General features: G+C 69.9%; 14 protein-coding genes. 3 read left to right on the top strand and 11 right to left on the bottom strand.

What is annotated here, in order from left to right; translation table 11 throughout:
• The first annotated feature begins 1 nt into the window (after position 1).
• On the top strand, positions 2–958 hold the full coding sequence (locus ACWEKS_RS29055; RefSeq protein WP_452343021.1) for a phytoene/squalene synthase family protein: 957 nt from the start codon (positions 2–4) through the stop codon (positions 956–958).
• 202 nt (positions 959–1,160) lie between these two features.
• Here ACWEKS_RS29055 and ACWEKS_RS29050 read toward each other — a convergent pair whose 3' ends face one another.
• Positions 1,161–1,529, bottom strand: a complete 369-nt coding sequence (locus ACWEKS_RS29050) for an Rv2175c family DNA-binding protein (RefSeq protein WP_354843075.1) — start codon at positions 1,527–1,529, stop codon at positions 1,161–1,163.
• A 120-nt stretch (positions 1,530–1,649) separates the two neighbouring features.
• On the opposite strand from ACWEKS_RS29050, the gene ACWEKS_RS29045 reads away from it, so the two are divergent.
• Positions 1,650–3,650, top strand: coding sequence for a protein kinase domain-containing protein (locus ACWEKS_RS29045; RefSeq protein WP_452343020.1), 2,001 nt, complete (start codon positions 1,650–1,652; stop codon positions 3,648–3,650).
• A gap of 409 nt (positions 3,651–4,059) precedes the next feature.
• On the opposite strand, the gene ACWEKS_RS29040 is transcribed toward ACWEKS_RS29045, so the two are convergent.
• On the bottom strand, positions 4,060–5,448 hold the full coding sequence (locus ACWEKS_RS29040) for a class II 3-deoxy-7-phosphoheptulonate synthase (RefSeq protein ID WP_354843080.1): 1,389 nt from the start codon (positions 5,446–5,448) through the stop codon (positions 4,060–4,062).
• A 138-nt stretch (positions 5,449–5,586) separates the two neighbouring features.
• Here ACWEKS_RS29040 and ACWEKS_RS29035 point away from each other — a divergent pair, with 138 nt between their 5' ends.
• Positions 5,587–6,084 (top strand): polyadenylate-specific 3'-exoribonuclease AS, encoded by a 498-nt coding sequence (locus tag ACWEKS_RS29035; RefSeq protein WP_354843238.1) that lies wholly within the window; start codon positions 5,587–5,589, stop codon positions 6,082–6,084.
• A gap of 63 nt (positions 6,085–6,147) precedes the next feature.
• Here ACWEKS_RS29035 and ACWEKS_RS29030 read toward each other — a convergent pair whose 3' ends face one another.
• The 9 genes from ACWEKS_RS29030 to ACWEKS_RS28990 all read right to left on the bottom strand — a co-directional run bounded on the left by ACWEKS_RS29030 (position 6,148) and on the right by ACWEKS_RS28990 (position 14,685).
• Positions 6,148–6,873: a lysophospholipid acyltransferase family protein gene (locus ACWEKS_RS29030; protein WP_452343019.1), complete on the bottom strand. Its 726-nt coding sequence runs from the start codon at positions 6,871–6,873 to the stop codon at positions 6,148–6,150.
• A 283-nt stretch (positions 6,874–7,156) separates the two neighbouring features.
• Positions 7,157–8,152, bottom strand: a complete 996-nt coding sequence (locus ACWEKS_RS29025; protein ID WP_452343018.1) for an ROK family glucokinase — start codon at positions 8,150–8,152, stop codon at positions 7,157–7,159.
• Positions 8,149–9,048, bottom strand: coding sequence for a hypothetical protein (locus tag ACWEKS_RS29020; RefSeq protein ID WP_452343017.1), 900 nt, complete (start codon positions 9,046–9,048; stop codon positions 8,149–8,151). Before ACWEKS_RS29020 ends, ACWEKS_RS29025 begins: the two co-directional genes overlap by 4 nt.
• Positions 9,045–10,370, bottom strand: a complete 1,326-nt coding sequence (locus ACWEKS_RS29015; protein ID WP_452343064.1) for an ArsA family ATPase — start codon at positions 10,368–10,370, stop codon at positions 9,045–9,047. The genes ACWEKS_RS29020 and ACWEKS_RS29015 overlap by 4 nt, the downstream gene beginning before the upstream one ends.
• 47 nt (positions 10,371–10,417) lie before the next feature.
• Complete coding sequence (locus ACWEKS_RS29010) at positions 10,418–10,855, bottom strand: SRPBCC family protein (protein ID WP_452343016.1); 438 nt, start codon at positions 10,853–10,855, stop codon at positions 10,418–10,420.
• 19 nt (positions 10,856–10,874) lie between these two features.
• Entirely contained in the window at positions 10,875–11,267 is a 393-nt protein-coding gene (locus ACWEKS_RS29005; protein ID WP_364616259.1) for an SRPBCC family protein, read from the bottom strand.
• Positions 11,268–11,299: 32 nt separating this feature from the next.
• Entirely contained in the window at positions 11,300–12,454 is a 1,155-nt protein-coding gene (locus tag ACWEKS_RS29000) for a glycosyltransferase family 4 protein (protein WP_452343015.1), read from the bottom strand.
• A 74-nt stretch (positions 12,455–12,528) separates the two neighbouring features.
• Complete coding sequence (locus ACWEKS_RS28995) at positions 12,529–13,539, bottom strand: peptidase MA family metallohydrolase (protein WP_452343014.1); 1,011 nt, start codon at positions 13,537–13,539, stop codon at positions 12,529–12,531.
• A 111-nt stretch (positions 13,540–13,650) separates the two neighbouring features.
• Positions 13,651–14,685: an NlpC/P60 family protein gene (locus ACWEKS_RS28990; RefSeq protein WP_452343013.1), complete on the bottom strand. Its 1,035-nt coding sequence runs from the start codon at positions 14,683–14,685 to the stop codon at positions 13,651–13,653.
• Positions 14,686–14,750: the final 65 nt, after the last annotated feature.

Genomic DNA, 14,750 nt, shown 5'->3' with positions numbered 1-14,750 from the left:
CGTGCCCGACCAGACCGTACTGCCGGATCAGTCCGGACGACTCGACCGCGCCTACCGCGACTGCCGCCGGATCGCGGCGGCCCACGGCCGCACCTACTTCCTGGCCACCCGGCTGCTGGAACCGGAGCGAAGACCGGCCGTGCACGCGCTGTACGCCTTCGCCCGGATGGTCGACGACATCGTCGACGCGAGCGACGCGCCCAGTCGCGCGGCGGAATCCGCGGCGCGGCTGGATCGGATCGAACACGAGCTGCGGGCCCGCCTGGTGGACGCGCCCATCGACACGGGCGACGGGCCCGAGGACCCGGCGCTGCTCGCGGTGTCCGACACCATCCGCCGGTATTCGATTGCCGCCGAACATTTCTGGGTGTTCCTGGACTCCATGCGCATGGACATCCCCGGCGGGCCGCAGTATCGCGACCGCTACCCCACCATGGCCGACCTGCGCGACTACATGCGCGGCTCGGCGGCCGCCATCGGACTGCAACTGCTGCCGGTGCTGGGCACGGTCGTCCCGGTGGCCGATGCCGAACCCGCGGCGGCGGCGCTGGGAGAAGCCTTCCAGCTCACCAACTTCCTGCGCGATGTCGGCGAGGACCTCGACCGCGGGCGGGTGTATCTGCCCGCCGACGAACTGGCGGCCTTCGGCGTGGACGCCGACCTGCTGCACCACTGCCGGGAATCCGGCCGCACGGACCCGCGGGTACGACGCGCGCTGGCCCACCTGATCGCCGTCAATCGCGGCGTCTACCGCCGCGCCACCCCCGGCATCGAACTGCTCAGCCCCCGCGTGCGCCCGGCCATCCGCACCGCGGCCACGCTGTACGGCGGTATCCTCGACGAGATCGAACGCGCCGACTACGCGGTCTTCAGCCGCCGCGCAGTGGTTCCCCAGCACCGCCGCCTACGCGTCGCGGCGCGGGAACTTGCCACTACCCGGCGCATCAACCAGAACTGACCGCAGGCCGATCGAAACACGACACGACCCGCAGGTGTCCCGATCGCTGGGCGCCAACTGATTTGGCACCGTGCGGGTAACTCGTCGGGTACGCCCAGAAGCCAACCCGCTCCCTACCGTCGGCCCGGCAACCTCCGTGAGGGGGCTCCCCGCGACCGGCAAAGGCGCGGAGAGGCGGATGAGCCGCGGGAGGCGGGCGAGCTCAGAAGGGGTCGGCCGCGGCGCGGCGCAGGACCTCACGGGCCAGCGGGCCGTGGATGGCGTCGATGGGTCGGCCGGGGAGGCTGTCGTCCTCGGTGTAGATCCACTCGAGGATTTCCTCGTCGGTGTACTTGCCGTCGCGCATCACCGTGATCAGACCGGTCAGATGCTTGGCGACGGCGCCCGTGGAGTCGAAGAACTCCTTCGGGATGCCGGCCACGCCGTCCCGGCGGACGGCGAGGATCTGGTGGTCGCGCAGCATCTGGTGAACCCGCGTGACCACCATGCCCAACTGGTCGGCCACGTCGGGCAGCGGGATCAGGGTCACCGAATCCGGCAGGACGTCTTCGCTGCATGGAAAGGCACTCACGCCGACCACGGTAGTCTCTCGCGTCGCGACCGTCGCATCACACCCCGACGCGACTACCATCGGGTGAGCCGCACCGGGCGGACTCGGGAAAATCGGAAGGGTTGCAGTTTGATCGGCCAGATGCTGGAAGGGCGCTACCGCATCGACGCGCCGATCGCGCGTGGTGGCATGTCCATGGTGTTCCGGGGGGTGGACACCAGATTGGATCGACCGGTCGCCATCAAGGTGATGGACCCGAAGTTCGCCAGCGACCCGCAATTCCTCACCCGCTTCGAGCTCGAGGCGCGGGCCGTGGCCAAACTCAAGCACCCGTCGCTGGTCGCGGTCTACGACCAGGGCGTGGACGGCGAACATCCGTTCCTCATCATGGAACTGGTCGAGGGCGGCACGCTGCGCGAACTGCTGCGCGAACGCGGGCCCATGCCCCCGCACGCGGTGCGGGCCGTTGCCGAGCCCGTGCTCTACGCCATCGGCGTGGCCCATGCGGCCGGGCTGGTGCACCGCGACATCAAACCGGAGAACGTGCTCATCTCCGACTCCGGCGAGGTGAAGATCGCCGACTTCGGACTGGTGCGCGCGGTCGCCGAAGCCAAGATCACCTCCGACAGCGTGATCCTCGGCACCGCCGCCTACCTCTCGCCCGAGCAGGTCACCAGCGGCACCGCCGATGCCCGCAGCGACGTCTACTCCGCGGGCATCCTGATCTTCGAAATGCTCACCGGCCGAACACCGTTCACCGGCGACAACTCGCTGTCGATCGCGCTGCAGCGGGTCGAGAAGGACGTGCCCAGCCCGGGCCGCCTGATCAACGGCGTGCCACCGGAAATCGACGAGCTGGTCGCGCACGCCACCGCGCGCGAACCCATGCACCGCTACACCGACGCCACCGAGATGGCGAACGACCTGCGCCGCATCGCCCGCGACCTGCAGCTACCCGAGTACCGGGTGCCCGCGCCCACCGAATCGGCCGAGCACCTCAGCGCCAAGTACCGGGTCGGGCCCACCCCCGCACCACGCGGACCGGTCTCGCCGCCGTCCCGGCCCCTGCCGGGCGCGGCCGATCTCACCACCCGGCTACCCGCGGACCCGCCGACCGTGCACATGCAGCCGCAGGCGCAGCAGACCCGGGTGATGACCGCGGCGCGGGAACTCCCGCCGGAGTACCAGCCGCAGCCCGAGTACGCGCCGCCGCACGGAGCGCCGGGCGGCCACGGCTACGGCTCGGACCTGATCGAGGACCGCGGCAAGTCGCGGCGCAAGGTCGTCATCTGGTTGAGCATCGTGGTCGCGCTGGCGGTGCTGCTGGGCCTCGGCGGCTGGTGGCTCGGCGTCGGCAGATATTCGGCGGTGCCGTCGATCGCCGGCATGGACACCCAGAAGGCCGTTTCCACACTGCAGGGCGCGGGCTTCAAGACCGAGACCCGGCAGAAGGCCTCGGACATGATTCCGGTGGGCAATGTGGTCGGCACCGATCCGCCCGCGGGAACCCGGGTCACCAAGGGCTCATTGGTCGCCGTGCTGGTCTCCAGCGGCAAGCCGAAGGTCCCCGACATCCAGCCCGGACAGGACGTCACCTCGGTCGACAAGGCCATCAGAGACGCCGGACTGACGCCGGTGGACGCCGGTGAGATGGGCAGTACCGCGCCGAAAGGCACGGTCGCCAAGGTGGATCCGGGGCCCGGCACCGTACTCCCGGCCAATGCCCAGGTGAAGGTCTACCGCAGCAAGGGTTCCCAGCCGGTCAAGGTGCCGGACGTGCGGGGCAAGACCGAGGACGAGGCCCGGACGGCCCTGCAGAAGGCCGGACTCACCGTCAGCTCCACCCGCGACCAGTACGACGCGAAGATCAAATCCGGGCAGGTGATCGGCACCGATCCCGCCACCGGCACCAGCACCGAATCCGGCAGTGGCGTGGTCCTCATCGTCAACAGCGCGATCGACATGCCGAACCTGCTGGGCGCCAACGTCTCCACCGCCCGCAGCAAACTGCAAGCCCTCGGCCTCTCGGTCACCGTCCGGCAGCTCGCCAACAACGACAGCTCGATCGTCATCTCGCAGAGCACCGCACCCGGCGACGCCGTCCAGCCCGGCTCCACCATCACCCTGGTAGCGATACCGTAGCCGCCTCCCCGCGCCTCCAGCAGGCGGCGGGGAGCCGTTGATGGCAATGCATCCGTGCCGGCGGTCAGGTTCCGAACCGCTTCTGGGCGTACCCGACGAGTTACCCCCACCGGTACGAAATCAGCTGCCGCCTTGAGCGACGAGATACGTAAAGCAAGAGCCCGGACCGCCTATCGCGGTCCGGGCTCTGAGCGTTCTTCACTTCGTTGCGAAGGGCGACAACTGATTTCGTGCCGGTGGGGGTAACTCACCGGGCACGGCCAAAATCGGCTCGGCAACCAGCCGCCGGCACGGGTGCGCAACCGGCAGCGGCTCCCGGCCGCCCGCTCGAGTCCCGGGGAGGCGGAGGAGCCCGCTCGGTCCCGGGGAGGCGGGGGGAGCCCGCTCGAGTCCCGGAGAGGCGGGGGAGCTACCGCAGCATCTCCGCTACCAGGAAGGCCAGCTCCAGCGACTGCTGGGTGTTCAGGCGCGGGTCGCAGGCGGTCTCGTAGCGCTCCTCCAGGTTGAGGTCCGAGATGTCCTGCGCGCCGCCGAGGCACTCGGTGACGTTCTCGCCGGTGAGCTCGATGTGCAGACCGCCCGGGTGGGTGCCCAGCGCGTGGTGCACCTCGAAGAAGCCCTGCACCTCGTCGACGATGCGGTCGAAGTGCCGGGTCTTGTAGCCGGTGGAGGACTCGTGGGTGTTGCCGTGCATGGGGTCGCACTGCCAGATCACCTGGTGGCCGGTGGCCTGCACCTTCTCGATGATCGGGGGCAGCACGTCGCGGACCTTCTGGTTGCCCATCCGCGCGACCAGGGTCAGGCGGCCGGGCTCGTTGTTGGGGTCCAGGCGCTCGACGTACTCCACGGCCTGATCGGGCGTGGTGGTCGGGCCGATCTTGAGGCCGATCGGGTTGGCCACCAGTTCCGCGAAGGCGACGTGCGCGCCGTCGAGCTGCCGGGTGCGCTCACCGATCCACAGGAAGTGCGCCGACAGGTCGTAGAGCACCGGCTCACCCGAGACCGGGTGCTCGCTCAGACGCAGCATGGCCCGCTCGTAGTCGAGCACCAGCGCCTCGTGGCTGGCGTAGAGCCGGGCGCTGGACAGGTTGGGATCGTTGACGCGACACGCCTTCATGAAGGCCAGCGCGCGATCGATCTCGGTGGCCATCTGCTCGTAGCGGGCGCCGGCCGGGGACTGGCTCACGAACTCGCGGTTCCAGTCGTGCACCTTGTGCAGGTCGGCCATGCCGGCGGAGGTGAGCGCCCGCACCAGGTTCATGGCCGCCGAGGCGTTCGCGTAGGCGCGGACCAGTCGCGACGGATCGTGTTCGCGCAGCGCCGCATCCGCGACCAGCGAGTTCACCATGTCACCGCGGTAGGACCGCAGGCCCAGCGAATCGATGTCGGCGGAACGGGGTTTGGCGTACTGACCCGCGATACGGGCCACCTTCACCACCGGCAGGCTGGCGCCGTAGGTGAGCACCACGGCCATCTGCAGCAGGGTGCGGATATTGCCGCGGATGTGCGGCTCGGTGTTGTCGGCGAAGGTCTCCGCGCAGTCACCGCCCTGCATGAGGAACGCCTCGCCGCGGGCCACCTCGGCCAGGCGCAGGCGCAGCTCCTCGACCTCGGCGGGCACGCAGATGGGCGGCACGCTCTCCAGGACGGTGCGCATCTTGGCGGCCTGCTCTGGATCCCAGGACGGCTGCTGCAGCGCCGGGCGGGCCAGCGCGTCGTCGAGACGCCGACGGAGCTCGGCGGGCAGCGGCGGAAGTTCCGGCAAGCGATCGATCGGTACATCGACGGTCCAGTTCACCAGTTCAGAATACGGATTGCTCTCCGTGAACCGGACCACCCCCAGGGCTCGAGTTCCCCACACCGGTTCGCCGCCTACGCTGGGACCCGATGATCTGCCCATCCGACCCGGACCTGAGCTGAGGAGAGACCCATCTCACTGCGGTACTTTTACGATTCGGAATTCATCGAGGACGGGACCGTCATCGACCTCGTGTCCATCGCGGTGGTGTGCGAGGACGGACGCGAGTTCTACGCGGTCTCCACCGAATTCGATCCCGAGAAGGCCGGGCCGTTCGTCCGCCGCAATGTCCTGCCCAAGCTACCGCCGCCGTCCTCGCCGCTGTGGCGTTCGCGCGAGCGCATCCGCGACGATCTCTACAAGTTCCTGGTCCCCCGCCCCGGCGTGGAACCCGAACTGTGGGCCTGGGTCGGCGCCTATGACCACGTGGCGCTGTGCCAGCTGTGGGGCTCCATGGTCGATCTCCCCAACGCGCTGCCCCGCTACACCAATGAGTTGCGCCAGCATTGGGAGCAGCACGGCCGCCCGCCTCTGCCGCCGGTACCGAAGGACGCGCACGACGCGCTCGCCGACGCCCGCCACAACCTCGCCAAATTCGAGGCCATCGAAGCGGCCCGGCGCCTGCGCGCGGTCTGAGATCAGCATGCGAAAGGCCCCGGGAGACTTGGTCTCCCGGGGCCTTCTCGATGGTCCGGCAGGCTAGCCCGCCATGGTCTCCGGAATGCGGTCCGCGTCGGGGCGGCTGCCCGACGGCACGCCCTTCTTCAGGCTCGCGGCGTACACGTCGACGTATTCCTGATCGCCCATCCGCATGAGCTCGTACATGATCTCGTCGGTGACGGCGCGCTCGACGAAGCGGTTGCCGCCCATACCCTCGTAGCGCGAGAAGTCGATCGGCTCACCGAATTTCACGGTGACCTTGCGCGGCCGCCAGCGGAACGGACCGGGCGGGCACACCTCGTCGGTGCCGATCAGGGCAACCGGGATCACCGGTACTCCGGTCTCCAGGGCGAGGCGTGCCACACCGGTCTTGCCTTTGTAGAGGCGGCCGTCCGGGGACCGGGTGCCTTCGGGGTACAGGCCCACCAGGCGACCCTCGTCCAGCAGCTTGCGCGCGGTATTGAGGGCGCTCTCCGCGGCGTCCGCGCCGGAGCGGTCGATCGGGTACTGACCGGCACCGGAGAAGAACCATTTCTGCAACCGGCCCTTGAGACCGGGCGTGGTGAAGTATTCGGCCTTGGCCAGATAGGTGATGCGGCGCGGGCTCATCAGCGGGGTGAAGAGCCAGTCGGTGAACGACAAGTGATTGCCGGCCAGAATCGCTGCGCCCTTGGCGGGAATGTTCTCGACGCCCTCAACGTGGGGCCGGTTGACGAGATGCATCCATGGACCCGGGAACACATACTTCAGCAGCCAGTAGAACATTGCGTCCTTTCCCCTGTTTTCGATACCCGGGACCGGCCTCGTTGCGGGCACCACCACTCGCTTGCATACCCTACTCCACCGCCTCCCCGAACCTTCAGCGGACAGCCGAGAGCCGTTGCCCGTCGTGCACCCGTGCCGGCGGTTAAGTGCCGAACCGATTTTGGGGGTACCCGACGAGTTACCCCAACCGGCACCAAATCAGTTGTCACTTCTAGTGACGAGACACCAAATCAGTTGCTACTTCGAGCAACGGGACGACCGAGCGGAATCGGTCGGGCGGTGATCAGCGGTGGGCCGACACCGGGTCCTGCTGGGCAAGCACCGCTGCGCGGGCCAGTTCGGCAGCGCCGATCATGCCGGCGGCCTCACACAGTTGGGCGGTGCGGATGCGGGCCAGCCGGCGGTGCCGGGCGCCGGTGATGGAGGCCGCGTAATGCTCACGGGCATCGTCGAGGAACAGTGGGGCCGAACTGCTCACGCCGCCCGCCACCACGATCAGATCCGGGTCGAAGATGTCGCTCACGAAGGCCAGGCCCAGGCCGAGCCAGCGCGCGAAATCGGCCATCACGTCGAGGGCGACCGGGTCGCCGTCCTGCGCCGCGCCCGCCACCCGGCGACCGGTCAGCGAGCCGGGATCGCGCCCGGACTCCCGGGCCAGCACCGTGGAGCGCTGCGGATCGGTGGCCAGCAGCTCGATCGCGGTGTCCACCAGAGCCGTTCCGCTGCAATACCTTTCCCAGCAGCCGCGCTTGCCGCAGGCGCAGGCGCGCCCGTTGGGCACCACCTGCAGATGCCCGAGTTCCGGTGCGACACCGAAGCTTCCGCGATACAGCTGGCCGTTGCTGAGCAGCGCCGCGCCGATACCGGTGCCGATGGCCACCAGCACCACATTGCGACCGCCCGCCGCCGCACCGAATCGATACTCCGCCCACAGTGCGGCATTCGCATCGTGCTCGAGGATCACCGGCAGGCCGAGGCGGTCGGTGAGCCGCTGCGCGACCGGGGCGTCCTCCCACGGCAGGTGCGGGGCGAAACGCACGGTGGCGCGGTCCTCGTCGACGAAACCCGCCACCGCGAGACCGACCGCGCCGATGGCGTGGCGGGAACACAGGTCATGCACCGCCCGGGCCAGACCGTCCTCGAGGGCGCGGGCGGAATGCGGGGTCGGCGCGGTCACGGTGTCGAGCACCTCGCCCGCACCGTCCACCACCGACGCCCGAATATTCGTGCCGCCCACATCGATACCCACGGTCAACGGCACGTCCTCACCGCCCGTCATGCCTTGATCGTCACGTCGATGGGCACGTACTTGGCGCGCTTGGACCGCCTGCCGGCACCGGGCTGCGCACCGCCGCGACCGGCGGCCGGGCCCGAATCGCGGGCGGGTGCGGGCTGTCCCGCGGATCCGGCGGGACCGGGCTCGGCGTCGGGGTGCGCGACCGGCGGGCCGAAAGGACGGTCGGGGGCGGGCTGATCACCTGCCACCCGTCCGCCGGCGGAGTCCGTACGGAAATCGTTGTGCGGCACCGCCTCCGAGTCACCCGGGTGACTGCCTCCGGGGCGGCGAGCCGCGCCCGGGCCGGGACCGAAGGGGTCGTCCGACGCCTCGGCGGCCGGGTGGGCGTGGGACCGATTCGGGGCCGCCGCACGGCCCTGCGCACCGGCGAGGAAACGCGCGAACACCGCAGCGAGGCCCGCCGCACCGTGCAGGTCGCCGGATTGCCCTCCACCACGGAGGAATTCGCTCTCAACATCCGGGCCGGCATCGCCGCGCACGTCGGCGAACGGCAGATCACCTGCACCGGAGCCGGTTTCGGCGACGTGCGAAAAGTGATGCCAGGCTTGATATTCCGGCGATTCAGGATCCAGGTCCGGCGGGATCACCGGATCCACCGGCACACCGGCGAGCGCCTCGCGCAGCACGGTCACGATGGCGGTGCCGTGTTCGGCGATGGCCGCCACCACATCGTGGTGCTCGCCGCGCACGATGGCCGCGGCCGCGCACACGGGACACCAGCTGCAGCTGGACCATTCGGTGCGGCCGTCGGCGGCGGTGCGGCGCAGCACCGGTTCGACGCGCTCGAGGACGGCCTCGGCCAACAGCCGTAGCTCCTCGGCGAATTCGCCGAGATTCTCGTCGGGGTGGCCGGGACGCGGGTGATGCGTGGTGGTCATTTCGGCCAGACCTGAGGATCGGGCCGGAAACGGATCACCAGGTGGTCGCCGTCGAGCTCGGCGGCCTCGACCGTGCACCGCCGCAATACCGGGGCCAGCCGCAACCGCCGCCGGACCCCGTCCGCTCCCACGATCAAATCGTCCTCCACTCGTCCCAGCCGCAGGGTCGACGAATCGACCACCGGCAGATGCATGCGCATCGCGAACACCGAGTGCACGCCCGCCCCGGACTCGAGCCGCACCACCGGCTCGGCGGCGGTACTTGTCTCGGGGCCGGGCAGCACACCGTCCGCATCTGTGCCAAGCATAGGGACCGGACGCCCTCCCACCCAGTTACCACTCGCGTCCACCGCGTAGGACAGCGCGGCCAGCGAGCCGATCCCCACCGGTTCGGCTCCCGCATGCGCCACGACCTGCACCGGAACCCCGTGCAACCGCTTGCGCAGCTCCCCCACGACATCGAGTTGCTCGCCGCGCCGGTTGAAGTACCACTGCACCGCCGGATGCGGCGGCTCGACCGGGGGCGGGGCGGGCATCTCGGGGAGCACCCTGTTCACCAGCACCTCGTCCAGGCGGAGACCCAGCAGCGCCGCCGCCGAGCGCACCCGCGCCGACTCGGCCACCGCGACCAGTTCCGCGGCGGTCACCAAGCGGGCGCCGGTGCGGGCCTGATCCGCCAGCAGGTCACGGGCTTCCGTCACCGCCTGCACGATCTGCTCGACGGTCACCGCGAGCACCGCCTTGCGGAAGTCCGCGCCGATCGCCTCCATCGTCCTGGCGTGCGCGGGCCACACCCGCTCCAGGTAACCGAGCACGGTGTCCGGCGCGGTGACGATGCGCAGCATGTCCGCCGACGGCGGGCAGTCCACCACGATCACATCCCACCGCGCGTCGTTGGCGAAACGCGTGATCTCCAGCATGGCCAGTAGTTCCTGCACCCCCGGCAGCCCGGTCAGCTCCGCGGGATCCAGTGCCCCCAGGTCGAATCCGTGCTCGTGCCCGGCCCCGGACGCCATGACCAGCACCTGCCGGAACCGATCCTCCAGCAGCGCAAGCGAATCCACCTCGATGACATCCAGCGCCGGCTCGGCGTCGGGGTCGCGGACGTCCGCGAAAGCCGGTGCCGGGCTGTGGAACATGGGCAGGGGCAGGGTGGCGACCGCGGGGGTCGCGCCGTGGCGCAGGCGGTAGCCCAGGGCATCGCCGAGGGAGTGGGCCTGGTCCAGCGAGGCCAGCAGGACGCGGCGGCCGTTGCGGGCGTAGGCGAGTGCGGTGGCGCAGGCCAGGGTTGTTTTTCCGACGCCGCCCTTGCCGATGAACAGCTCGACGCGGGTGGCGGGGTGCGGCGAGCGTTCGGTACCGCCGGCGGTCAGCCTTCGACCCGTTTCTTGAGTTCCTTGAGGGCGGTGTCGGTGATGACCTTCTCCGCTTTGCGTTTGAACATGCCGATCATCGGGATGTTCAGATCCACGGTCAGTTCGTAGACCACCTGGGTGGTGCCGTCGGGCAGCGCGATCAACTCGTAGGTGCCGTCCTGCGCCTTCTGCAGGTCACCCGAGATCAGGCTCCAGCTCACTGCCCGCCCGTCGGGCCGCCAGGTGTAGGACAGGGTGTAGGTGTCCTTCACGACGCCGGCGTCCAGCACGAAGCGGGCGGTGCGGGCGCGGCCGTCCGGCAATTTGTCCAGCACCTCGACCGAGCGGGCCGCGGAGACCCATTCCGGATACGACTCCAGGTCGGCGATGACCGCCATCACTCGATCCGAGGGGGCGTCGATCACGATCGACCTCTGAGTTCGATCGGCCATGGGCGGCAACGCTTCCTTTCTAGTGAGCGGCCGCGGGAGCGACCCCGGCCTTGCGCCCCGCCTCGAGGCGGGCCTTGATCTCGAAGGACATGGCCTTGCCCGCGACGCGGCGAGTCCGGTTCAGGGCCAGCAGCTCACGTCCGGACATACCGCCGATGCCGCCGCGGGGTTCAGCGTGCATGAAGTAGTGCATGATGACGCCGTCCAGCATGGGCTCCAGCCAGACCTCCATGGTGCCGTCCGCACCACCGCTGACGGTCCAGCGAATTCCCTTGTCGCCCCGGTCTTCCCGGACCTCCAACTGCAGGTCGGGCCACCAGCGGCGCCAGCGGGCACGATCGGCCAGCACCTCGGCCACCGCCGTGCCCGGCGCGGCGACGAATGTCTGGTCGGCAACCTGGATACTGCTCACGGGGCTGAGCCTAGCGCAGGTTGGGAATCGTCTCAGACCCGCGCCGACCGGGGAGCCGCGGGATCCAGCAGTTGCTGTAGTCGCGCGCCCATCAGGTCCCAGCGCCACTGCTGCTGCACCCAAGCGCGCCCGGCCGCGCCCATGCGAGCGGCGGCGTCCCGGTCGGAGAGGATGTCGACGATGGCGTCGGTGAGTTCTTCGGCGGAGCGGCCGTTCACCACCCGTCCGGTCTCACCCTCGCGCACGGTTTCGGGCGCGCCGCCGGAATTGCCCGCCACCACCGGCACTCCCGTGGCGGAGGCTTCCAGGAACACGATGCCCAGGCCCTCGACGTCCAGGCCGAAACCACGGGTGCGGCAGGGCATGGCGAACACGTCGGCGATGGTGTGGTGGGCGGCGAGCTCGCCCGACGGGACGCGTCCGGTGAAGACCACGTCATTGCCGAGGCCCATGACCTCGGCGAACTGCCGTAGCTTCTGCTCGTACGGCCCGCCGCCGGCGATGACCAGCACCGCCCCGTCGACCCGCCTGCGAATCTCGAGCATGGCCGTGATCAGCATGTCCTGGCCCTTGCGCGGCACCAGCCGCGACAGGCACAGAATGGTCGGCCGGTCCCCCAGCCCGTAGCGGGCCCGCAGTTCGGCGCGAGCGGCCGGATCCGGCTTGAACACCTCCGAATCCACGGCGGGGGGCAGGTATTCGAGCGCGGCCTGCGCCCCGAACGCGGACGAGAACCGCCGCCGCGTGTATTTGCTGACATAGGTGACGACATCGGTGTGATCGCCGATGACCCGCAGCGCCTGCCGCGCCGCCGGCAGCATCGACCAGCCCACCTCGTGCCCGTGCGTGGACGCCACGATCCGCTCCGCGCCCGCCTGGCGCAGCAGCGGCGACAGCAGCGCCAGCGGCGCCGCCGCCCCGAACCAGACCCGGTCGCACTTCTCGTCGCGCATGAGCTTCTTGGCGCGCCGCGCCACCAGCGGTGTCGGCAGCATCAGCGTCGTCGGATGCCGCACCACCTGAAAGGGCTGCTGCGCATCGAACTTCCAGTGGCTGTCGCCCCGCCACCGCGGCGCGTACACCACCAACTCGTCAGCGGGCAGCTGCCGGGCGAGCGCATGCAGATACGACTGAATCCCACCCGGTCGCGGCGGGAAATCATTGGTAACCAGCAGAGTTCGCCCCATGCCCTCAAACCTACTGCACCCGGGGCCCGCACTCCTCCCACCCCGAAACCTCGCACCCCCCTGGCCTCCGAGTGCTACGCGCCTTCGGCGGTGCGGGTGGCGAGCCAGGCGCGCCAATCGGTGACGAGGTCCTGGTAGCCGGTGCCGAGGGTGGCGCGCAGGGCGGTGTCGACGGCGGCGCGGTCCTTGGGGCCCGACGCCAGTTGGCGGTAGAGGGCGACGAGTTTCGGGTCGCCGTAGCGGTCGGCGATGAAAGCGCAGGCGGACCAGCCCTGTTCGTAGGCCAACGAGGCTTGGCCGCTGGTGGGCTCGAACATGGCGTCGGGCGGGAGGTCGGCGGGGAGGTCGCCGGCGCGGGCGCGGGTGGTGAGGGTGGGGGCGATCTCGGTGATGGGCCGGCGCAGGTTGCGATGGGCGGAATATTCGGCGAAGCCCTCGAGCGTCCACATCGGGGAGCCGTCGACGGTGACCGCGCGCGAGGCCATATGGGTGAGTTCGTGCCGCAACACCGAGCGCAGGCCGTCGGGTCCCAGGCGGCGTCCGGCGTCGGGGCCGAAAACCACGCGCTGGCCCGTCAGTTGGGCGCCGGGGCGGAAGGGGTCGGCGACGGTCGAAGCCGCGACCTCGGCGGGCACGTCACCGGCGGCGTGGGTGAGGGCGGCGAATTCGGAGACGCTGGACGCCACCACCACGACGGGGGCCTGATTCCAGTCCGCACCCCACAGCGCGGTGACCGCGGCGGTGCTTGCCGCGAGTTCGCCTGCCAGCACATCGATATCGGCGCGCTGCCCGGAATGACCGAGCACGACACCGATCCGCCCCGACCCGGTCGCCGTGGTCTCGGCGACCACCCTGCCGTAGCCCTCCATGGTCCGTTTCACCAGCGGCACCTGCGGATCGGAGGCCGTGGCCTGACCCGAGTCCTGCCCCGGCACCACCGCGCGCAGCTTGGGCAGCACCGAGTTCGGCAGCATGAGCAGCGCCCCGCAGGCCGCGGTCAGCGTGCTGACCATGACCAGGGTGGCGACGAACTGGAACCGCCGCCGCGCCGCCAGCCAGCCGCGCAGCTGCCGCAGAGCGCTCATCGCCACCTCGTCGTGATCATGTGCTGCATATAGGGCACGAGTGGGGACCCTACGTGGTTACGCAAGCTGCCTCCTCCGGGTCCTGACCACTCATGCCGGGTCCGCGAGAGCTCAGAACCGGCGCGCCGAATGGAACGGTGTGGAGCTCATCGGCGCGACCTGAACCGGTACGCCGAAAGTGGAAGCGTGCAGCATCAATCCGTTGCCGGCGTAGATACCCACATGCGAGATGTCAGAGTAGAAGAAGACGACGTCGCCGGGCTGGAGGTCCTTCTCGTCGACCGGCGTGCCGTAGCTGGACTGCTGCTGGCTGGTGCGCGGCACGCTCTTGCCGACCTGATGGAAGGCCCACTGCACCAGGCCGGAGCAGTCGAACTGGTCGGGACCGGTGGCGCCCCAGACATACGGATCGCCGACGCGGGTGAGTCCCGCGGCCAGCGCGCTGGTGCCGGAACCGGGCACCAGGCCCCGGAGCAGGCTGTCGCGATCGAAGCCGGGCGGGAACATGGAGCCCGCGAGCGCGGACTTGTCACCGGCGGAGAGCTGCCCCCAGGCGGCGATCACCTGCGCCATGGATCCTTGCAGCGCAGCGCGTTTGGATTCCAGGTCCTGGCGGACCGCGTCGGCGGCGGCGCTGGCGGCGCGCGCGGTGTCGGCGGCGGCGCGGGCCGCGGCCTCGGCGACCGAGGCCGCGTCGGTGGCCTTCTCGTACTGGCCCAGTTGATCATTCGTGCGCGCGCCCACGAAGTCCACGATGGACATCTGGTCGAGCAGCTGCTGCGGCGAATTGCTGACCAGTAGCGAAGTGAGCCGGTTGGTGCGGCTGCCGAGCAGCGCGGAGGTCGCGGCCCGATCGATGACCGGTTGGTAGCGACGGATTTCCGCCTTGGCCGCGTCCAGGGTGGCGGCCGCGTCGGCGGCCCGCTGGTCGGCGACACCGGCGGCGGCGGCCTTGGTGTCCAGATCGGACTGGGCGTCGAGCGCCTGCTGATTGAGCTGTTCGGATTGCCGCGACAGGTCGATGAGCCGCTGCACTGCTTCCCCAGCAGATGCCGGTGCGGAGACCGGATCGGCTGTCGCGGATCCGAGGCCCAGGGTGCCGTAGGTGCCGACCATGAGTGCGCCTACCGTGAGGGCTTCACCCACCAGTCGCCTGGTTCGCTGACTGTGTGTCCGATGATGTCGCTGCTGCGCTGCCACCGTTGGTGTCG

This window comes from Nocardia sp. NPDC004711 (assembly GCF_053601595.1).
The sequence above is the reverse complement of the archived record's forward strand: the minus strand, read 5'-3'. Positions and strand labels throughout refer to the sequence as shown.